General features: G+C 67.5%; 21 protein-coding genes. 8 read left to right on the top strand and 13 right to left on the bottom strand.

Features of this window, described 5'->3' with window-relative positions; translation table 11 throughout:
- Nucleotides 1-17 precede the first annotated feature (17 nt).
- Nucleotides 18-836 carry an NAD(P)-dependent oxidoreductase gene (locus tag ACFWO8_RS31015; RefSeq protein WP_378972070.1) on the bottom strand — a complete coding sequence of 273 codons (819 nt, stop codon included), beginning with the start codon at nt 834-836 and terminating at the stop codon, nt 18-20.
- A gap of 126 nt (nt 837-962) precedes the next feature.
- Between ACFWO8_RS31015 and ACFWO8_RS31010 the strand changes: the two genes are divergently transcribed.
- Nucleotides 963-1,319 carry a winged helix-turn-helix transcriptional regulator gene (locus tag ACFWO8_RS31010; RefSeq protein WP_378972065.1) on the top strand — a complete coding sequence of 119 codons (357 nt, stop codon included), beginning with the start codon at nt 963-965 and terminating at the stop codon, nt 1,317-1,319.
- Nucleotides 1,320-1,331: 12 nt separating this feature from the next.
- On the opposite strand, the gene ACFWO8_RS31005 is transcribed toward ACFWO8_RS31010, so the two are convergent.
- The gene (locus ACFWO8_RS31005; protein ID WP_378972058.1) at nt 1,332-2,159 is read right to left on the bottom strand and encodes a phosphoribosylaminoimidazolesuccinocarboxamide synthase; all 828 of its coding nucleotides are present in this window, start codon (nt 2,157-2,159) and stop codon (nt 1,332-1,334) included.
- Between the two features lie 274 nt (nt 2,160-2,433).
- Between ACFWO8_RS31005 and pepN the strand changes: the two genes are divergently transcribed.
- The 3 genes from pepN to ACFWO8_RS30990 all read left to right on the top strand — a co-directional run bounded on the left by pepN (nt 2,434) and on the right by ACFWO8_RS30990 (nt 6,518).
- Nucleotides 2,434-5,025: an aminopeptidase N gene (gene pepN, locus ACFWO8_RS31000; protein WP_378972054.1), complete on the top strand. Its 2,592-nt coding sequence runs from the start codon at nt 2,434-2,436 to the stop codon at nt 5,023-5,025.
- 169 nt (nt 5,026-5,194) lie between these two features.
- The gene (locus tag ACFWO8_RS30995) at nt 5,195-5,800 is read left to right on the top strand and encodes a ClpP family protease (RefSeq protein ID WP_378972049.1); all 606 of its coding nucleotides are present in this window, start codon (nt 5,195-5,197) and stop codon (nt 5,798-5,800) included.
- 127 nt (nt 5,801-5,927) lie between these two features.
- Nucleotides 5,928-6,518, top strand: a complete 591-nt coding sequence (locus tag ACFWO8_RS30990) for a ClpP family protease (protein WP_056821542.1) — start codon at nt 5,928-5,930, stop codon at nt 6,516-6,518.
- 36 nt (nt 6,519-6,554) lie between these two features.
- Here ACFWO8_RS30990 and ACFWO8_RS30985 read toward each other — a convergent pair whose 3' ends face one another.
- The 3 genes from ACFWO8_RS30985 to ACFWO8_RS30975 all read right to left on the bottom strand — a co-directional run bounded on the left by ACFWO8_RS30985 (nt 6,555) and on the right by ACFWO8_RS30975 (nt 10,078).
- A complete protein-coding gene (locus ACFWO8_RS30985; RefSeq protein ID WP_378972042.1) occupies nt 6,555-7,388 on the bottom strand; it encodes an SDR family oxidoreductase in 834 nt (277 codons plus the stop codon).
- Nucleotides 7,389-7,422: 34 nt separating this feature from the next.
- On the bottom strand, nt 7,423-8,898 hold the full coding sequence (locus ACFWO8_RS30980; protein ID WP_378972037.1) for a flavin-containing monooxygenase: 1,476 nt from the start codon (nt 8,896-8,898) through the stop codon (nt 7,423-7,425).
- Between the two features lie 184 nt (nt 8,899-9,082).
- A complete protein-coding gene (locus ACFWO8_RS30975) occupies nt 9,083-10,078 on the bottom strand; it encodes a patatin-like phospholipase family protein (protein WP_378972031.1) in 996 nt (331 codons plus the stop codon).
- A gap of 60 nt (nt 10,079-10,138) precedes the next feature.
- Between ACFWO8_RS30975 and ACFWO8_RS30970 the strand changes: the two genes are divergently transcribed.
- Nucleotides 10,139-10,753, top strand: coding sequence for a TetR/AcrR family transcriptional regulator (locus ACFWO8_RS30970; protein WP_378972027.1), 615 nt, complete (start codon nt 10,139-10,141; stop codon nt 10,751-10,753).
- 139 nt (nt 10,754-10,892) lie between these two features.
- On the opposite strand, the gene ACFWO8_RS30965 is transcribed toward ACFWO8_RS30970, so the two are convergent.
- The 7 genes from ACFWO8_RS30965 to ACFWO8_RS30935 form a co-directional block, all read right to left on the bottom strand.
- Nucleotides 10,893-11,294: a helix-turn-helix domain-containing protein gene (locus tag ACFWO8_RS30965; RefSeq protein ID WP_378972022.1), complete on the bottom strand. Its 402-nt coding sequence runs from the start codon at nt 11,292-11,294 to the stop codon at nt 10,893-10,895.
- A 225-nt stretch (nt 11,295-11,519) separates the two neighbouring features.
- The gene (locus ACFWO8_RS30960; RefSeq protein ID WP_378972016.1) at nt 11,520-12,719 is read right to left on the bottom strand and encodes an alpha/beta hydrolase family protein; all 1,200 of its coding nucleotides are present in this window, start codon (nt 12,717-12,719) and stop codon (nt 11,520-11,522) included.
- A 112-nt stretch (nt 12,720-12,831) separates the two neighbouring features.
- A complete protein-coding gene (locus ACFWO8_RS30955; RefSeq protein ID WP_378972011.1) occupies nt 12,832-13,698 on the bottom strand; it encodes an alpha/beta fold hydrolase in 867 nt (288 codons plus the stop codon).
- A 207-nt stretch (nt 13,699-13,905) separates the two neighbouring features.
- Complete coding sequence (locus ACFWO8_RS30950) at nt 13,906-14,370, bottom strand: DUF5130 family protein (protein WP_378972006.1); 465 nt, start codon at nt 14,368-14,370, stop codon at nt 13,906-13,908.
- The gene (locus ACFWO8_RS30945) at nt 14,357-14,632 is read right to left on the bottom strand and encodes a hypothetical protein (protein ID WP_378918236.1); all 276 of its coding nucleotides are present in this window, start codon (nt 14,630-14,632) and stop codon (nt 14,357-14,359) included. The genes ACFWO8_RS30950 and ACFWO8_RS30945 overlap by 14 nt, the downstream gene beginning before the upstream one ends.
- 73 nt (nt 14,633-14,705) lie before the next feature.
- Nucleotides 14,706-16,307: an alpha-amylase family glycosyl hydrolase gene (locus ACFWO8_RS30940; RefSeq protein WP_378972001.1), complete on the bottom strand. Its 1,602-nt coding sequence runs from the start codon at nt 16,305-16,307 to the stop codon at nt 14,706-14,708.
- A 190-nt stretch (nt 16,308-16,497) separates the two neighbouring features.
- Nucleotides 16,498-16,908, bottom strand: a complete 411-nt coding sequence (locus ACFWO8_RS30935) for a globin (RefSeq protein ID WP_378971995.1) — start codon at nt 16,906-16,908, stop codon at nt 16,498-16,500.
- A 164-nt stretch (nt 16,909-17,072) separates the two neighbouring features.
- On the opposite strand from ACFWO8_RS30935, the gene ACFWO8_RS30930 reads away from it, so the two are divergent.
- Nucleotides 17,073-17,786: an HNH endonuclease gene (locus tag ACFWO8_RS30930; protein ID WP_378971991.1), complete on the top strand. Its 714-nt coding sequence runs from the start codon at nt 17,073-17,075 to the stop codon at nt 17,784-17,786.
- 14 nt (nt 17,787-17,800) lie between these two features.
- Here ACFWO8_RS30930 and ACFWO8_RS30925 read toward each other — a convergent pair whose 3' ends face one another.
- Complete coding sequence (locus ACFWO8_RS30925; protein WP_378971985.1) at nt 17,801-18,370, bottom strand: helix-turn-helix domain-containing protein; 570 nt, start codon at nt 18,368-18,370, stop codon at nt 17,801-17,803.
- Nucleotides 18,371-18,437: 67 nt separating this feature from the next.
- Here ACFWO8_RS30925 and ACFWO8_RS30920 point away from each other — a divergent pair, with 67 nt between their 5' ends.
- Together ACFWO8_RS30920 and ACFWO8_RS30915 are read left to right on the top strand one after the other, a co-directional pair.
- Nucleotides 18,438-19,130: an AzlC family ABC transporter permease gene (locus ACFWO8_RS30920; RefSeq protein WP_378971976.1), complete on the top strand. Its 693-nt coding sequence runs from the start codon at nt 18,438-18,440 to the stop codon at nt 19,128-19,130.
- A gap of 79 nt (nt 19,131-19,209) precedes the next feature.
- Complete coding sequence (locus ACFWO8_RS30915) at nt 19,210-19,530, top strand: AzlD domain-containing protein (RefSeq protein WP_378971970.1); 321 nt, start codon at nt 19,210-19,212, stop codon at nt 19,528-19,530.
- The last annotated feature ends 352 nt before the right edge of the window (nt 19,531-19,882 follow it).

Below are 19,882 nucleotides of genomic sequence, written 5' to 3'. Positions count from 1 at the left end.
TCGAGCACACCGACCGGTCACAGGCCGGCGAGACCGCCGCGCAGGACCGCGTAGAGCTCTGTGGGGTTGCCGGATTCAGCGGCGGACTTGTCGATCAGGTCGATGGCGGCGGCGGTGAAATCGTCACTTTGCGGTTGCACGTAGTCCGCCGGGTTGTCGATGCCAGGTGCGTACCCCTCGAGCAAGGTCCCCATCGCCTGCAGGAAGGGCACCATCAACTCGGCCAGGCGCGCGGCCGAGCCGCCGGTGGAGCGGACCATTGCGCCGCCCTGGCGGAACGCGGCGAACATGGCGTACATGCCACCGAGGATCGAAACGTCGTACATGGCGGCAGCGCCGAGATCCTCACCGACGAATTCGGCGCGACCGAACAACTCCAGCACCGCGCGGAATCGCTCGAACCCGGCGGCTGCACCGCTGTAGAGAACGAAAGCCGCAGGCCCGCCGATCATTTCGGGCACCGCCATGATGCCGCCGTCGACCAGCTCGACCGCCTCGTCCGCAGCCCAGCGACCCAGCGAGCGCGCCTGCTCCGGCGAAGTGGTGGTCAGGTTGACCACCACCTTCCCGCGCACCTGTGCCACGGCGGGCTCGATGTGTTCACGCACCGCGGCATCGTCGAGCACGCACAGGATCACCAGATCCGCCGCCGCCATCGCCTCGGCGGAGTTCGCCGCGACCTTCGCGCCATCGGCCACCAGCGCCTCGGCCCGCGCTGGGGTGCGGTTCCATACCGTCACGTCATGGCCGCCCGCCAGCAGCGCCTTCGCCAGCGCGGTGCCCATCGCGCCGAGTCCGATCACCGAAACACGCTGTGCTGCAGTCTGGTCGGTCATTGCTCTCCTTGTTCCGAAGCTCTTCGCTGCCGCTCGGCAACGCCCTCCTAGAATCGCCGGTTGCGCTACACTCGACAAGTACCGACTATTAAGTGCAATACCTACCAAAAAGTAAGTAAGGCGGCCATGAAGCAGCGAGAGCGCCCGTATTCCTGCGGTATCGATGCCGCCCTGGACATCGTCGGCGGCAAGTGGAAAGCGCTGATCCTGTGGGCCCTGTCCACCGGAACCCAACGCTTCGGCGACCTGAAACGCCTGGTCCCCGGCGTAACCGAGAAGATGCTGATCCAGCAGCTGCGCGAACTCGAGCACGACGGCATCATCAACCGCGAGGTCTACGCGCAGGTACCCCCGAAGGTCGAGTACTCACTCACCGAACGCGGACTCTCACTCAACGCGGCCCTCACCACGCTCGGCGCCTGGGGCCGCGAGAACATGAATCACATCTGCACCGTCAAGGGCGTAGACGCACCCGTGCACTGACGCGACAAGGTGTTACTGCACCCACTTCTGGCCGGTGATGCGCTCGTAGGCCTCTTCGTACTTGCGGCGGGTGCCTTCGACGACGTCGGCGGGGATCTCGGGGCCCGGGTATTCCTTGTTCCAGCCGGTGGAGGTCGACCAGTCGCGCACGAACTGCTTGTCGAAGGAACCCTGGGCGCGGCCCGGCTCCCACTCGTCGGCAGGCCAGAAGCGCGAGGAGTCGGAGGTCAGTACCTCGTCTCCGAGGGTGAGAACATCACCGTCCCAACCGAATTCGACCTTCGTGTCGGCCACGATCACGCCCGCCGTCGCCGCGTGCTCGGCCCCGCGCGAGTAGATCTCGAGGGTCAGATCGCGCAGCTTCTCCGCGACCTCACGTCCCTCCTGGTTCACCACGTCAGCGAAACTGATCGCCTCGTCGTGCCCCTCGGAAGCCTTCGTCGACGGCGTGAAGATCGGCTCGGGCAGCTTGTCGCCATCGCGCAAGCCCGCGGGCAGCGCGATCCCCGACACGGTCCCCGACCGCTGGTACTCCTTGAGTCCCGACCCGGTCAGATACCCACGCGCGATGCACTCGACAGCCAGCATCTTCAACGGCTTGACCCGAATCCCACGCCCGGCGAACTCCGCGGGCACATCGGTCGCCGAGACCACGTGATTCGGGATCCCGGTGAAGTACTCGAACCACCAGTTCGACAGCTGCGTCAGCAGCGCGCCCTTGTCCGGAATCGGCGTCGGCAGCACCACGTCGTAGACCGAAACCCGGTCCGACGCGACGAGCAGCAGGGTGTCGCCGTCCTCGTAGAGGTCACGAACTTTCCCGGCGTGCACATGCTTCAACGTCGAGCCTCCGAATCTCCGGTGCGGTACCTGCGGGTTTCCCCGAACTCTACCGGCCCACCCGTGGCCGGTATCAGGCCTGGTCATCGGTAGGCGAAACCGGTCACATTCCGCACAGGACCGGTCGTGGGATCACTGACCCGCGCCAGCACGGGTGCAGGTCGGCGACGTCGACCCACATCGTCGCCGGAAACCCGTGGGCGGGCACCGACGGCAGGTGGCATTGTGGACGCCGAACTACCGTGCCGTGTTCGTCGAGGAACGAAGGAGATCAATGTCCGCCCCGAATCTCACCCGCGACCAGGCGGTCGAACGCGCGGCCGTGGTGGCCGTGCAGAACTACCGGATCGAACTCGACCTCACCGATCAGCCACGCGGTGCGGGGTCCGAGGTGTCGGACACCTTCGGGTCGACGACCACTGTCAGCTTCACCGCCACCGCTGGTGCGAGCACCTACATCGATCTGGTGGCGTCGCGGGTGCGGTCGGCGGTGCTCAACGGGGTCGCGCTCGATGTGAGCGCCTATGACGAGTCGACCGGAATCGCGTTGCCGGGGCTGGCCGAGAACAACGAGTTGGTTGTCGAGGCCGATTGCGAGTACTCACATACCGGCGAGGGTCTGCACCGGTTCGTCGATCCGACCGACGACAATGTGTACCTGTACTCGCAGTTCGAGACCGCTGATGCCAAGCGGATGTTCGCCTGCTTCGATCAGCCCGATCTCAAGGCCACCTTCGACATCGTCGCCACCGCGCCGTCGGACTGGGTGGTCATCTCCAACGGTGCCGATATCGAGCAGCACAAGGTCGGCGCGGTCGTGCGCCACACCTTCGCTACCACCCCGCGGATGAGCACCTATCTGGTCGCCATGATCGCGGGCCCGTACGCGAAGTGGTCCGACACTTTCACCGACGCCAGCGGCGAGATCCCGCTGGGTCTGTACTGCCGTGCCTCGCTCGCCGAGCACATGGACGCCGAGCGGCTGTTCACCGAGACCAAGCAGGGTTTCGAGTTCTACCACAACAACTTCGGCGTGCCGTATGCCTTCGGCAAGTACGACCAGCTGTTCGTGCCCGAGTTCAACGCGGGCGCGATGGAGAACGCGGGCGCGGTCACCTTCCTCGAGGACTACGTGTTCCGGTCCAAGGTGACCCGCGCGTCCTACGAGCGTCGCGCCGAGACCGTGCTGCACGAGATGGCGCACATGTGGTTCGGCGACCTGGTCACCATGAAGTGGTGGGACGACCTGTGGTTGAACGAGTCGTTCGCGACCTTCGCCTCGGTGCTGTGCCAGGCCGAGGCCACCGAATACACCAGCGCCTGGACCACTTTCGCGAATGTGGAGAAGTCCTGGGCATACCGCCAGGACCAGCTGCCGTCGACTCACCCGATCGCCGCCGACATCCCTGACCTGCACGCGGTGGAGGTCAATTTCGACGGAATCACCTATGCCAAGGGCGCTTCGGTGCTCAAGCAGCTCGTCGCCTATGTGGGGCTGCAGCCGTTCCTGGCGGGCCTGCGCGACTACTTCGCCGAACATGCCTACGGCAACGCCACTTTCGATGATCTCCTCGCGGCGCTGGAGAAAGCCTCCGGGCGTGACCTGTCGGACTGGGGCGCGCAGTGGCTCAAGACCACCGGTCTCAATATCCTTCGGCCCGATTTCGTCGTCGCTGCGGACGGCACGTTCTCGAGCTTCGCGGTCGTGCAGGAGGGCGCCGCGCCGGGTGCGGGCGAGTACCGCGTGCACCGGATCGCTGTCGGTGTCTACGACGATGTCGACGGCAAACTGGTGCGCACCACGCGCGTCGAGCTCGACCTCGATGCCGCCGGGCGCACCGAGGTGCCCGAGCTCGCCGGCGTGCCGCGCGGTGCGCTGGTACTGGTCAACGACGACGACCTCACCTACTGCTCGCTGCGTCTGGACTCCGATTCCCTCGACGTGGTCGTGCAACGCGTCGGTGACATCGCCGACTCGCTGCCGCGCACGCTGGCCTGGTCGGCGGCCTGGGAGATGACCCGTCAGGCCGAGATGAAGGCCCGCGATTTCGTCGCGCTCGTGCAGCGCGGAATCGGCTCCGAATCCGAGATCGGGGTGGTGCAGCGACTGCTCATGCAGGCCAACACCGCCATCTCGAGCTACGCCGATCCGGTGTGGGCCGAGCAGGAGGGCTGGGCGGCATACGCCGACCGGCTGCTCGAGCTGGCCCGCGCCGCCGAGGCGGGTTCGGATCATCAGCTCGCCTTCGTCAACGCGTTGACCGGGGCGAAGCTGGCATCGCGCCACATCGAGGTGCTGGCGCAGCTGCTCGACGCTGACCCGGCGGCGGCCGGTCTGCCCGGTCTCACCGTCGACACCGACCTGCGCTGGCGCATCATCACCGCGCTGGCCGCCGCGGGCCAGATCGATGCCGACGGTCTGGACTCACCGACCATCGACGCCGAACTGCAAGGCGACCCGACCGCGGCCGGCAAGCGTCAGGCAGCCACCGCGGCCACCGCGCGCCCGATCGCCGAGGTCAAGGCGCAGGCCTGGAACACGGTGATGGGCGACGACTCGGTGCCCAACATCACCGCCCGCGCCATCGTCGGCGGGTTCGCCCCGGCCGGTCAGGGTGCGGTGCTCGCGCCGTACGTGGACAAGTACTTCGCCGAGATCCCCGCGGTGTGGGACCGCCGCTCGAGCGAAGTCGCCCAGACCGTCGTGATCGGCCTGTACCCGCACTGGGCGATCACCGAGGAAGCCGTCACCAAGGCCGACGAGTTCCTCGCAGGCGACCACCCACCCGCCCTGTACCGCCTCGTCTCCGAGGGCCGCGCAGGCATCGAACGTTCCCTGCGCGCAAGGGAATTCGACGCGAAATAAGAACCCACTAGTGGAGGGCGGCCGGACAATCCCGCCGCCCTCCCCGCGCACCCGACCCCACGGTTCACACCAGCCCGTCCCCGTCTTCCACACCCCTCCCTGCTGAGAGCAGATCCGCCCACAGCAGCATCAACAGCGAATCACCCTGTCCGCGAGGCACCGTGGACTCATGGCACACGACGACAAGACCCCGATGTTCAGCTGGCGAGCCCGCGAACAACTGTTCGGCCGCCGGATCCTCGTCCTCGACGGCCCCCTCGACGACGACAACGGCACCCTGCTCATCACCCAACTACTCACCCTCGGCGCCCAGAGCCCCGAGGCCGGGATCTCGCTGTGGATCCACTCCCCCGGCGGCTCGGTGCCGTCGATGCTGGCGATCCGCGACGTGATGCGGCTGGTGCCGTGCGAGGTCTCCACGCTCGCTCTCGGATTAGCCTGCAGCGCAGGACAATTCCTGCTGTCATCCGGCACGCCGGGTAAGCGCTACGCCCTGCCACACGCCCGCGTCCTCATGCACCAGGGATCGGCGGGCATCGGCGGTAGCGCGGTGGAGGTGGAGGTGCAGGCCGACGACCTGCGCTACACCGTCGACACGGTGCTCGGCCTCATCGCCGACGACACCGGCCAGCCGTTCGACCGCGTCTACGAGGACTCACTGCACGACCGCTGGTTCACCGCACCCCAGGCACTCGAGTACGGGTTCATCGACCACATCGTCGAATCGTTCGATCAGGTCGTTCCGAACCGCCATCGCATCGGGATCACTGCATGAGAGTCACTGCCGCACAGATTGTTTCGAGTAATCTCCGCGAATTCCTGTCCGGCGCCCTGCGCGGGCCGATACCGGAGACCGCTCGGCCCTACTCCACGTCGTTCATCACCGCCAGGAAGGCCACCTCATGACTTACACGATCCCGAACGTCGTGTCCCAGCATCGCGGCGGTGGTGAGCGGATCACCGATATCTACTCGCACCTGCTGAGCGAACGCATCGTCTACCTGGGCACCCCCATCGACTCCGGGGTCGCCAACGCGCTCATCGCCCAACTGCTGCACCTGGAATCCGACAGCCCCGGCCAGGCGATCAGCCTCTACATCAACTGCGAGGGCGGCGACCTGTCCGCCATGCTCGCCGTCTACGACACCATGCGATTCATCAAGGCACCGGTGCACACCACCTGTGTCGGCCAGGCGATCGCCGTCGGCGCCGTCCTGCTCGCCGGCGGCGCGCCCGGACATCGCGCGATGCTCCCGCACACCCGAATCGTGTTGCACCAACCAGCGACTCGCGGCCAGGGCACCATTCCCGACCTGATCCTGCAGGCCGACGAGATCGTCCGGATGCGCGCGGCGATCGAGGCGATCCTGTCCAAGCACACCGGCCAGACCCCGGAAACCCTGCGCCGCGACACCGATCGGGACCGTGTGTTCACGGCCGAGACCGCACTCGAATACGGACTGGTCGACCAGGTCCTGCACGAACGGGAGTGACCCGCCGAGCGCACCACAGTCGGGACTACCCGGCGCTCACTGCTTTTCGATGCGGTCCAGGTACACGCGACGGACGTCGTCGTCGACGCGGGTGATGGCGGCGTCGTCGTGGGCGGCCTTGCGGAAGGCCCGCATCACGGGCTCCGGCACCAGACCGGACGCGTTCGCCATCACGCCGACATACCCGGGCACCGCGGTCTCGGCTGCCCTGGTCTTGACCGTGCGCACCACCGCGGCCGCGATGTCCTCGGGGTCGACGGCGGGCAAGATGCCGTAGTCGATACCAGAGCTGAGTTCGGTGCGCACCGCGGACGGGAGGACCGCGCTCACACTGACTCCGGTGGCGTCCATTTCCAGCCTGGTGGCGGCGGTCAGGCCGACCACCGCGTACTTGCTGGCGTTGTACACGGCCAGGCCCTTGATCGGGAACTTGCCCGCCAGCGAGGCCACATTCACCACGTGGCCGTAGCCGCGCTCGACCATGGCGGGCAGGGCCAAGCGCATGCCGTGGATGACGCCGTAGACATTGACGTCCATCGTGAGCTGGTCGATGCGGTCGGACTGGTCGAGGAACGGGCCGTTGGGCATCACGCCCGCGTTGTTCACGAGTACGTCCAACGGACCGCGCCACTGGACAGTCGCCTCGAGAAACGCTGCGTAGGAAGTCTTGTCGGTGACGTCGAGCGCGTGACCCATCGCGTGGTCGCCGATCTCGGCGGCAGCCTGCACGGCCAGCGCTTCGTCGAGGTCACCGAGCGCGACGTACGCGCCGGCCTCGACAAACGCTCTGGCCGTGGCGAGTCCGATGCCGCGGGCGGCGCCGGTGATCGCGATGGTGGCGCCGTCGAGGTCGATCCGTGGGTAGCTCATGTGCTGGCCTCTCGTCGGTGGTGTGCGCGTGCGCTCATGCGAGCACCGTCACGTCGTCGGTGATGGTGAAGTCGGCCGGGTCGAACGTGCTGACCCGGGTGGTGAGCGCGCCGGTGGACCAGGGCCAGCTGAAACTGTTGCGGCCGTTGGCATCCATGTAATAGCTGTGGCAACCGCCCGCGTTGTAGACGGTGCCTGCCAGCGCGGCTTGCACCTGGTCGACGTAGCGCGCCTGTACCTCGGGACGCACGTCGAGCACCGCCCAGCCTGCGCGCCGGGCGCTGTCGATCGCGGCGACGAGGAAGGCGACCTGGGCTTCGAGGATGGCGAATGCCGAGGAGTGGCCGGTACCGAGGCTGGGGCCGAGCACGGTGAACGCGTTGGGGAACCCGGTGGTGACGGTGCCGAGGTAGGCCTCGGGCGAGCCCTTCCAGTGCTCGGCCAAGGTGCGGCCGTCGGCGTCGCGGACGATGTCGGCCAGTGGGGTGTCGAGGATGTGGAAGCCGGTACCGAGGATGACGGCGTCGACCTCGGCGGTGGTGCCGTCGGCGCCGACCACGGTATTGCCACGGAATTCGGTGACTCCGGTGGCATGCACGTCGACGTTGCTCTTGGTCAGCGACTGGAGATAGCTGTTGGAGAACAGGATTCGCTTGCAGCCGAGCAGATAGTCCGGCGTCAGCTTCGCCCGCAGTGCCGGATCACGCACCACGGCACGAAGATACGCCGACCCCACGGCCTGCACGGTCTGCATCAGCGGTCGCGGATGCCGGAACGCGACCCCGAGCCCTTCCATCAGCGCGTACTCGACCGAACGCAATGCCTTGTGCGCGAACGGGAATCGTCGCATCACCGTCTTCTCGAAGCCGGGTACGCGATGATCGAGTTTCGGCAGCACCCACTGCGCGGTGCGCTGGAACAGGTGTAGTTCGGCGACCTCGGGCTGGATCGCGGGCACGAACTGCACCGCGGACGCACCGGACCCGACCACCGCGACTCGCTTGCCACGCAGGTCGTAGTCGTGGTTCCAGCGCGCGGAATGGAAGACCTCGCCGGGGAATTCGGCCAGACCCGGAATCTCGGGCAGGCGCGGTTCGTTCCACGGACCCGCCGCCGAAACGACGAAGCGGGCGCTCAGCGGGCCCGCACTGGTATCCAGCCGCCACAGCCGCGCGGCATCGTCGAACTGCGAACCGACCACCTCCACCCCGAACCGGGTGCGCTCGGCCAGCCCGTGCTCGCGCGCCACCCGGTCGACATAGTCGAGGATCTCGGGCTGGGGCGCGAACAGCCGCGACCACTCGCTGTTCGGCGCGAAGGAGAACGAGTACAGGCCGGACGGAACGTCGCACGCGCAGCCGGGATAGGTGTTGGCCCGCCAAGTGCCGCCGAAGGTTTCGGCCTTCTCGACGATCACCACATCCTCGACCCCGGCCTCGATCAATTTGATCGCGGCACAGATGCCGGAAACACCCGCTCCGATCACAACGACCTCATGCTGGCGGCTCATACGACTTCTCCTTCGAACGAAACGAGCGGCGCGCCGATCACAGCGCGAGTAGTTGTGGAACCGGCTCCCTGAGCACGAGGGAGCCGGGCACCGGTGGCGCCGGACCGCCCGCCCACGAGTCGGAATCTCGCCGCGGGGCTATCGATCGCTGGATGCCGGCAGACACTGCGCGTGGGAAGGCGATTCATGCGAGTCGGGCGGGACCGGAAACGCGCAGCGCATCGGCGACTCGGGTCGCCATACCGCGGCGGGCAGCGGCGATGGTGGCCGGGCGGCGGGCCGAATCCATGAAGTTCGGGCCCATGGCGGCGAGCTCTTCGGGGCCTGGTTCGACGCGGATCACGCGGGCGCCCGCGGCGCGCAGCAGCGCCACTTCGCGGTCGAGGCCGCGGGTCATCTGGGCGCGGAGCAGGCGTTCGACGCGGTTCAGGCCGGTGGCCGACGCGCCACCCTCGGACGTCATCGGGGCGATGACCACCACCTCGTCGAGTTCCAGTGGCACCAGCAGATCGGCCGACACCGACGACACCGAACCACCGTCGATGTAGTTCTTCCCGTCGATCCGCACGGGCGGGAACCAACCGGGGATCGCCCAGGACGCGGCGATCGCATCACCCAGATCGACCGGCGCCGCACCAGCCGCGACCGATTCTCCGGCCGTCGCGAGGTCATTGCCCGCCCCGTTCGCTCCGAAGGCGACTCGCGCACCCGTTGCCGCGTCGGCGCCGACCACCCAGGTCGCGGGGTGGCTCACCCAGCCGCTCGGGGCGGCCAGCGCCTGACCGAAGGAACGCAACCAGCCGGCGTCGCCGCGGCCGCACGGAAGGAGCCCGGCCAGCGCGGTGTAGGGCGCATGAGCGCGCAGACCGGCGCCGACCAGGCCGAGGCCGGGGAATCCGAGTCTCGGCAGCGGGGGAAATTTGCCGGGATCGACGGCGACGTGGCCGGCCAGGATCGGGTCGGCGCCCGGAGCCGCGTCGAGGGCAGCGAGCAGGTCGGCGGGAGTACGCCCGGACCCGAGCGCCGCCACGAGCTCCGCGCCCGCGGAGGTGCCGATCAGGACATCGGCGGTCCGGGTGTCCCAGTTCATCGCGCGTTCGACGGCGTCGAGGGCTACGGCGGTCCAGGCGAAGCCGAGTAGGCCACCGCAGCCGATCGCTAAGCCACGTCGTGTAGTCATGTTTCGAATACTAACGGTATTTGAATTCCGGCGGTAGCCCATTTTGCTAAACTCCTGCGCATGGCCAGGATGACGCGCAAGGAGTCGCACGCACTCACGCGTGAACGGCTGGTCGAGACCGCCAAACGGCTGTTCATGGCCGACGGCTACAACGTGACCCCGCTGGAGAAGGTGGCCACCGAGGCCGGATTCTCCAAGGGCGCGGTGTACTCCAACTTCGCGACCAAGCACGAATTGGGCCTCGCGGTGCTCGACGTCGTGCACGTGGAGCGCGCGCAGACGCTCGTGGACGCGATGCTGCCGCACGACACCATGGCGGAGCGGATCGAAGGTTTCGCGCGATGGGCCGACGAGAACATCGGCGATGTCGGCTGGACCGCGCTGGAAGTGGAGTTCGCGACGAGCACCCGGCACATGCCCGAGATCCGCACCGAACTCGCCGAGCGCAGACGCACCCTGACAGCGATGCTCGCCACGGTGATCCAGACGCAGGCCGACCAGCTGGGCCTCGAGCTCCCGATGTCCGCGGATGATGCCGCGCTGCAACTACTCTCGCTCGGCATCGGCCTCGGCGTGCAACGCGCGATCGACCCCGAACTCCCCGTCAGCGCGATCGTCGACCTACTGCGCAGCCAGATCGCCGCCGCCCGAACAAGCGCGACGCTGGACGGTTGATCACCAGGACATCACGCAAACATCGCCCGAGTGGGAAATGCACCGAGGCCTGTTGATCTTGATAGACCGGGCTCGGATGAGGACGGTTCGGCTCGGGTGAGCCGACCTCGAGCCGGGCTCCATGCCGACCTGGGTCAGATCAGGCGGCGAGCAGTACGGCGTTCGGGGCGTGCGCGATGGGGGCGGCGTGGGCGGGGGCGATGCGGTGCTGTCCGCCCAGCACCACCGCGCGAGCAGGCACGAGCGCGTGCCTGCGCATCGATTCGGCGACCTGGGCCACGAGATCGCCCAGCGAAGTACCGAGGGCGCCGGCCAAGGCCGCGATCATCTCGCTCGAAGGCTCCTTGCGACCGCGCTCGACTTCGGAGAGGTACTGCGGCGAGATACCCGCGCGACCCGCGGTGTCGACAAGGGTGGAGCGCTGTTCCAAGCGCAGCGCGCGCAGGCGTTCGCCCAGCGCCTCACGCCAGAGTGGTTCCGGCCGCGACCGCTGTTCGCCGCGTCCGCCTGGAATCACCCGCAACCCGTTGTGCTCGCCCATACTCCGAGCGTAGGGATGCCGAGCCCGAAACACCCGGCTCTTCTGCTCTCGGCGTAACCGGGATACCTCTTCTCGGCGTAACCGCGATACCTCTCAGCGCAACTGAGTTCCAAGGGGCCCGCCCTGATCTGGACTGAGTGGAGGGTGCGACGAAGGAGTACCCGGAGGGAGGGAAGATCAGGGGCCCGAAGGGCCCCGCCTCGAGCGCGCCAGCGCTCCAATACTTCAGCGATTGATGCCGAAGCGGGTGTCGGCCCAGCCGAGCGCGTCGGCGAAGGAGGCGGAGACGATTTCGCTGTGGTCGACGTCGTCGTACTTGCGGTAGTCGACCGACTCGCCGCGTGCCTGCTGTTCGGCGACCATCGCATCGGTGGCCTGCAGCGGGACGGTGAGGTCGGAACGGCCCTGGAGAACGAGGACCGGAACGGTGAATCGCAGGCTGCTCGGGTCGTTGTCATCGAGGACTCGCAGCAGCCCGGAGACATCGCCGTCGGAGGTGAAGACATCCTTCGCCGACAGGCCGCCCCATTTGCTCTTGTCGCGCAGTCCGCCGGTGCATTCGGAGTCGGCGACCGGCAGCAGGGACTGCGCGCGGCCGGTGAGGAATCGGGCGGGGTCCACATCGGTCACCGTCTGGGCGCCGCGGACCAACAGCGGCAGGTATACCGACACGTCACCTGTACCGAGTTTGCCCAGCGGATTCGAGACCGCCCACTTCGCCATGCGGACCTGTTCGCCGAGGTGCGAGGCGGGTGCCAGCGCGATGGCGCCGAGCAACGGCGAATTCGGCGTCCACCCCGCAGCGTCGACGGCGGCGAACAGCGCCGCGTGACCGCCTTGTGAATGCCCCATCGCCACCCAGCGCGACCCGACCGATTTGTCGATTTCCCTTGCTGCCGTGGCGATATCGGCCATCGCACGCTGTTCGGTCTCGCCGATCATGTACCCGTGCGCGCCCGGCGTCCCCAAGCCCTGGTAGTCGGTTCTGGCGACCGCGTACCCCTTGGCCACCCAGCGAGCCTGTTCATCTCTGCTCGGCGAGGAGCCTTCCGAGCGCGAGGCCGCGCACACATCGGCGACCCCGGTGCTACCCGGCCCCCAGGAAATGAGTGGCCAACCACCCTCGGGCGCAACACCTTCGGGCACCGCGAGCGTCCCTGACACCGCGACGGGCTTTTCCTGCGCGTCCAGCGACCGGTACAGCGTCAGGTAGTTGCGGGCACCGGGCACGACCTGCGCACCGGTGAGCGGCTGCGAGCGGATCACCGAACCACGCTGTCCCGGAATCGAATCCGCACCGGGGTTGTAGAACGCGGAAAGAGGTGCGGCGGCGGCGAATTCGACCGGCGGGCTGTCCTCGGCGCAGGCCGACGCCGTCAGCGCCAGGCACGCCGCCGCGAGCACCCGAGTGATACGTGCGTGCAAGTTTCCCCCCGATAGGCCGACGGCCGATGATGTGGCCGATAGACCGCCGACCAGGTTACTCGATGCCGCCCGGACGGCTGGGCGCCCCTCGATGCTCAGCCGTCCGCCGGACTCAGCGCACGACCCGGCCGAGGAAGTCGCGGATCAGCGCGGCGATCTCGGGTCCGTGCGTCTCCAGCGCGAAGTGGCCCGCGTCGAGCAGATGCAGTTCGGCGTCTGGCAGGTCGCGCAGGTACGCGCGGGCACCGTCGGCGCCGAAGATCTCGTCGTGCTCGCCCCAGGCGATGAGCGTCGGCGGCTGATGCGTGGCGAAGTACTTCTGGAAGGCGGGGTAACCGTCGAGATTGTTCTTGTAATCGAAGAACAGTTGCAGCTGGATCGCCTTGTTGCCGGGGCGGTCCAGGTAGGCCTGGTCGAGGGTCCACGCATCCGGGCTGACCAGCGCGAGCCGGTCGGCCGGAACACCGTGCGTGTACTGCCACTTCGTGGCGTCGAGCTCGAGCAGCTTGCGCACTTCGGGCTCATGGGTCACGCGGTCGGTAGCGTGCGCGAACAGCACCTCCCAGAACGGGGTGAAGCCCTCCAGATAGGCATTGCCGCTCTGGGTGATGATGGCGCTGACCCGCTCGGGATCACGCGAGGCGATGCGCAGACCGATGGGGGCGCCGTAGTCCTGGATGTAGAGCGCGAAGCGTTCGATACCGAGGGTGTCGAGCAGTTCGCGGGTGATCTCGGTGAGCTTGTCGAAGGTGTAGTCGAACTCGTCGACCGGCGGCATGGACGACTGGCCGAAACCCAGGTGATCGGGGGCGATCACGTGATAGTCGTCGGCGAGGGCAGGGATGAGGTTGCGGAACATCGCCGAGCTGGACGGGAAGCCGTGCAGCAGAAGCAGCGTCGGCTTGTCCGGGTCGCCCGCCTCGCGATAGAAGACGGACTGACCCTGGATCTCGACGGTGTGGTGGCTGATCTGATTCATCACGAAGGTTCCTAACTGTTGAACTCGATTTCAACGGTTAGAACACGATGGCCGACGGCCGTATTCCTTTGTCACGAAAGTCATCGGCGTACGGAATCGCTTCGCAGCCGGGCAATCTCGGATTCGACGGCGAGCCGGTCTCGCACGCCGCAAATACGAAACGGCGCGCTCACCATGAGGTGAACGCGCCGTCCGGAAGTGAACGAACTAGCGGAGCAGCTCGGCGGCCATCACACGGACGGCCGAGATCAGGCCGTCGATCAGGTGGCCCTGACGGAACGGGGACAGGGCGGCGGTGGCGCCGAGCTGGCAGATGTTGTCTTTGGCGCGCGCGGCCACGTCGACACCGGCGCGGACCTCGATCGCGCCCTGGTTCGGGGACACCGCGATGAGCAGCGAATTGGCCGCCTCCGGGGTGTTCGGCAGGATCGCGTCGGCACCGGCCGCCGGATCGGCACCGAGATCGCCGAGGTAGATGTTGAAGCGGACCTTGGTGGCGCGGGTCGCCTCGGTGAGCGCGTTGTCGAGGGAGATACGCTCGTGATCGGTGAACGGCACCTCGTCGAACACAGTGCCTGGCTCATGCACACCGGACACCCGACCGCTGCTGGTCATGGCGAACCCGTGCGGCAGGTCGGCCTCGACCACCGCGGGCCAATTAGAACTTGCCACTTGCCCGGCCTCCGATCAGCTCCGCATGCGCGGTTTCGAGAGCCGCATGACCATGCGGCTCGGCGGTGTGGTGCCCCGCCGCAGCGGTCACCTCATCGGTAGCACTCCACAGCACCGGCCGGTGGGTCCACTTCTGCCCGAGTGCGAAGTGGGCCGGCTTCTCACCGGGGAATGGCTTACCGAGATAGGACAAGCCCGCGATCGCGAAGTAGATCGCGGCCGGGATGCCGACGAAGATCAGCACTGTCTCGAGAATGCTCACGCACCAACGGTAGACGATGCTGTGTAGTAGTTCATCCTCCGGCCATAGGTTGCCGCACGCGTGTCCGCCGCGGCTACACCAACCAGGCCGCCGCGTTCGGGGGCAACCGATCGTCGGCGACCGGCGCGCTGGACAGCAGCACCTCCCCCGGCGGCAGCTGGATCGGGCCGTCGGAGGCGTTGAGCACGCAGATCAGCCCGCCCGGACGACGGAAGGCGAGGCAGCCGTCGGGACTGCCGTACCACTCGATCCGCTGGCCGGCGAACTCCGGCCGGGTGGCGCGCAGGTCGATCCCCAGCCGGTACAGCGACAGCGTCGAGTGCAGGGTTTCCAGTTGCGCTTCGACGGTGCGCTCGGCCCAGTCGGCGGGGATCGGCAGCCACGGCTTGCCCTCGGTGAAACCGAACGGCGTGGCCGGTCCCTCCCACGGCATCGGAACCCGGCAACCATCACGACCGCGTTCTTGATGGCCCGTGCGCTCCCACACGGGATCCCGCAGGACGTCGTCGGGCAGGTCGTCGACATTGGGCAGGCCCAGTTCGGCGCCGTTGTAGATGAACACCGCACCGGGCAGGGCGAGTTCGACCATCATCATCGCCCGCGCCCGGGCGAGGCCGGTCTTGCCGCCGCCGTAGCGGGTCACCTCGCGTTCGATGTCGTGGTTGGACAGCGTCCAGGTGGGCGGGGCGCCCGCGTCGGCGACGGCCGCGAGGGAGTGGGTGATCGCGTCGTGGACGCCCTGCGCGGTGAAGGGGGTCTCGGCGAGACGGAAGTTGAATGCCAGGTGCAGCTCGTCGGGGCGCACGTACTCGCCGAAGCGGACGTTGTCGTCGACCCACACCTCGCCGATCGACACCGCGTGCGGGTAGTCGTCGAGGACTGTACGGATGCGGCGGTGGATGGCGTGCACGCCGGGGTTGTTGAAGCGGGGATCGTCGTCGTCGTGCACCAGCATCTTGGTTTCGACCTTGGTCATGTCCGGCAGACCTTCTGGTTTGGCCATGCCGTGTGCGACATCGAGGCGGAAACCGTCGACGCCACGGTCGAGCCAGAAGCGCAGGGTCTTCTCGAAATCATCGGCGACCTCGGGGTTGTCCCAGTTCAGGTCGGGTTGTTCGAGCGCGAAAATGTGCAGGTACCACTGTCCGGGGGTGCCGTCGGGCTCGGTGATCCTGGTCCAGGCCGGACCGCCGAAGATGCTCGGCCAGTTGTTGGGTGGCTCGTCGCCGTTCTTCCCGCGACCGTCGCGGAAGATGTAGCGGGCGCGTTCAGGGCTGCCCGGCACCGCCTCCAGCGCCTCGGCGAACCACGCGTGTTCGATGCTGGTGTGGTTGGGCACCAGGTCCATCGTCACTTTGATCTCGCGGTCGTGCGCTTCGACGATCAACTCGTCCAGCGCGTCCAGCCCGCCGAAGAGCGGGTCGATATCGCGTGGGTCGGACACGTCGTAGCCACCGTCGGCCTGCGGTGACCGCATCACCGGACAGATCCACAGTGCGTCGACGCCCAATAGCTCCAGGTACCCCATCTTCTCGCGGACACCGCCCAGATCGCCGACACCGTCACCATCGGAATCGGCGAACGAACGCGGATAGACCTGATAGAACACGGCGGTTTTCCACCACGGAGCGGTGCTTGCTTCCCCCGGCACCGGCGAGGCAGGTGTCTGTGTCACACCCGCAATATTGCCAAAGATCGCCCGCAATATTCATGGGGGGCCGAGACTTTCTGCGAATCCGGCAAATCACCAGCGTTCGCCACGCCACGGAGAAACCTCGTGGTAAAGGAGGGCATCGGTGCGAAACTGGGCCACTATCCGCCGGTCATCAGCGAACACCGGGCACCCACGGGCTCAGGCGAGGCGTCTATGGGGCGTTCTGGAGGGAAGCTGCGGCCATTTGGAAATAGTCCAGCAGGGCCTTGCGGTGTTCGTCGTCCAGGATCGACGGTTCGATCTCGCCGACGGCGATCCGCATGCAGCGCATCCAGGCGTCGCGCTCGAGCGGCCCGATGACGAACGGGTTGTGGCGCATGCGCAGACGCGGGTGCCCGCGCTCGTCGGAGTAGGTGCGCGGACCACCCCAGTACTGTTCGAGGAACATCCGGAACCGGCGCTCGGCCGGTCCTAGATCCTCCTCCGGGTACAGCGGACGCAGGATCTCGTCGGCCGCGACCTCGCGATAGAACACCGACACCAGACGGCGAAACGTCTCGGCGCCGCCCACGGCTTCGTAGAAGGAGGTCGTTGTCTGCTCACCGGTGCTCACGCGTTCCATTGTGCCCCGATCGCCAGGGTCACGAACGCGCCGCCCTTCAACCACAGTTCATCCGGAAGTTTGAAAAATAGCCGTGCAATACCGCCGGAACCATGGTCAACTGGGGGCAGTATCGGCCCCAGATACCACATGATCCTGCCAATCATGAAATTGAGGTCAAGAGGATGAAGCAGCGACCGAGCGCCCGTTCACACGAGGCGCGCACGCATCGACAACTCCAGCCCGCCGACGTCCACAACCGTGGCTCGGGGGCTATTCCGCTGCATATCCTGTCCGATCACCATCCGGGCGCACACGGTCTTCACGACCTGCCGCATCTCCCCGCGCCACTGCACCTCGCCGGAGACCACGACGCCGCCGCATGGCGCAAACGCCGGGTCCTCCTCCTCAACGCCACCTACGAGCCGCTCACCGCGCTGTCCGCGCGTCGCGCTGTCGTACTGCTGATCTGCGCCAAAGCAGACGCCGTCCATGACAATCCCGAAGGACCGGTCCTGCATTCGGCAGGCGCCCAAGTGGCGATTCCGTCCGTCATCCGCCTGCGCACCTATGTGCGGGTGCCCTATCGCGCCCGCGTGCCGATGACCCGCGCCGCGCTCATGCATCGCGACCACTACCGATGCGGGTACTGCGGCGGCAAGGCCGAGACCATCGACCACGTGATCCCCCGCAGCCGCGGTGGCGAGCACTCGTGGGAGAACTGCGTCGCCAGCTGCGCCCCTTGCAATCACCGCAAGGCCGACAAGATGCTGACCGACCTGGGCTGGCACCTGCGCCACCCACTGGTCTCCCCCAAAGGCCCGCACTGGCGGCTGCTGTCCACCACCGCCGATCTGGATCCGATCTGGTTGCAGTACCTCGGCGAAGGAGCCGCCTGACACGCTCGATCGGTTCAGGCGCTCTCGATGACCATCGTCGCCCAGGTTCCCGGTTCGAGCGCTTCGAAGATATGCGGGAGATCACCCAGGTAGCGGATGTAGTCGCCCGGGCGCATCTCGACGGGCTCATCGGCCGGACCGACCATGGCGTGGCCCGCTGCGAGCACGACATGTTCCACGACGCCGGGGGTGTGCGGCTCCGAGCGCCGGATGTGACCGGGTTCGGCCGCGATGCGGTAGACGTCGCAGCGGGTGTGTGACTGGCCCGCTGCGAGCAATGTCACCCGGTAGTCGGCGTCGGCTGCCGGGACCGGCGATCCCTCGTCGGCGCGGATCACCTGAACGTTGGATCGGGGCGGGTCGAGCAGCCGGGAGAACGGCATTTCCAGGGCAACGCACAGTGCCCACAGGGTTTCCAGGCTGGGATTGCCGGTGCCCGATTCCAGTTGGGACAGTGTGGATTTCGCGACACCTGCCCGATTGGCGACCTCGGTGAGCGATAGGCCCGCGCGGGCGCGTTCGCGGCGCAGCGCCGCCGCAATCACCGCCTGGGGCGGTCCGACGACAGGGTCCTGCCGGTCCATCTACGCCTCCTGAGGGCTGGCGATACCGCGTTGACTTTACCCACCAGGTGCGTTCAATATAAACAACATGCGTTCGATCTGGCGAACACTCGACCGGGGAACCGTGGCTGCCGTAGCCGCGGCGTGCCTTGCCGTCGGCTTGTTCGGTGTGTCCTACGGCGCGTCGACGATCGCGGCCGGGTTTCCCATGTGGATGCCGATCGTGATGGCAGTGACGGTGCTCGCCGGCGGGTCGGAGCTGCTGTTCTTCGGGATCGTCGCGGCCGGTGGTAGTCCAGTGGCGGCGGTGGTCGCCGGGCTGCTGCTCAACGCGCGGCACCTGCCGTACGGGTTGTCGGCGCCGGAGGTGTTCGGGCGCGGCTGGAAACGGGTGCTCGGCATCCACGTCCTCAACGACGAGTCGGTGGCCTTCGCCGCGGCGCCGGGCAATCAGGAACGCAAACGCGCCGCGTACTGGGCGTGCGGGATCGGGGTCGCGCTGTGCTGGCCGCTGGGTGCGACCCTCGGTGCGGCGCTGGGTTCGCTGGTGCCGGATACGTCGGCGCTCGGACTGGACGCGGTGTTCCCGGTGATTCTGCTGGCGTTGATCCTGCCCGCGCTGCGCGACCGGGCGACGTTGCGGCCGGTGCTGGTCGGTGCGGGACTGGCCGTGGCCGTCGCGCCGTTCGTACCGGCGGGGCTGCCGGTTTTGATCGCGCTCATCGGGCTGGTCTTCGCATTGCGTCCACCCGCGTCGATCGCGGAGCCGGTGGCGTCATGAGGCCGCTCGACTCGATGCCGGTCCGGCCGACGATGTTCTCGCCCCCTCCGCCCGCACCAGCGGTCGGTGCGGTGGCCGCATGAACGCGCCGTACCTGCTGCCCGCCATGTTGGCGCTGGCCTTGGGAACGTACGCACTGCGCTGGACCGGGCCCGCGATGCGCCATCGACTGCGGCTGTCCCCCAGAGCAATTCACCTCCTCGACACCGGCGCCCTCATCCTGCTCGCGGCCCTGGTCGCGACAGCCACGCTGCCGACCGGCTCCGGCCATCTCGGCATAGCCCTGCCCGCAGGCGTCTGCGTCGGCGGATTCCTCGCGTGGCGGCGCGCCCCCCTGCTCGTCACCGTGCTGGCAGCAGCCACGACAACCGCACTGCTACGCCTCATCGGCGTGCACTGACCCAACCGCCAGGCGACAACACTCCCAACCACACTGTCCACCTCGAGACCGCCACGACCACACTCCAACCACCCCGTACACCCCAGCTCCGCCATGACCACACTCCCACCCACACCGCGCACCCAGCTCCGCCATGACCACACTCCCCCACCCACACCGCACACCCCTGCTCCACCATGACCACACTCCCCCAACCACACCGCACACCCCGAAGACCACAGCCCTACCGCACTCCCAGCCCCACCGTGCACCCCAGGTCCGCCATGACCGCACTCCCAACCCCCACCCGCGACCCCTGGGGAGCGGCGGCCACGAAGTGGCCGGTCCGCGGCCGGGTCGCCGGTTAGCGCTC

The sequence above is a fragment of the Nocardia sp. NPDC058480 genome (assembly GCF_042720495.1).
Lineage (GTDB): Bacteria > Actinomycetota > Actinomycetes > Mycobacteriales > Mycobacteriaceae > Nocardia.
Note: the sequence above shows the minus strand (reverse complement) of the source record. Positions and strands in the feature narration are given on the sequence as shown.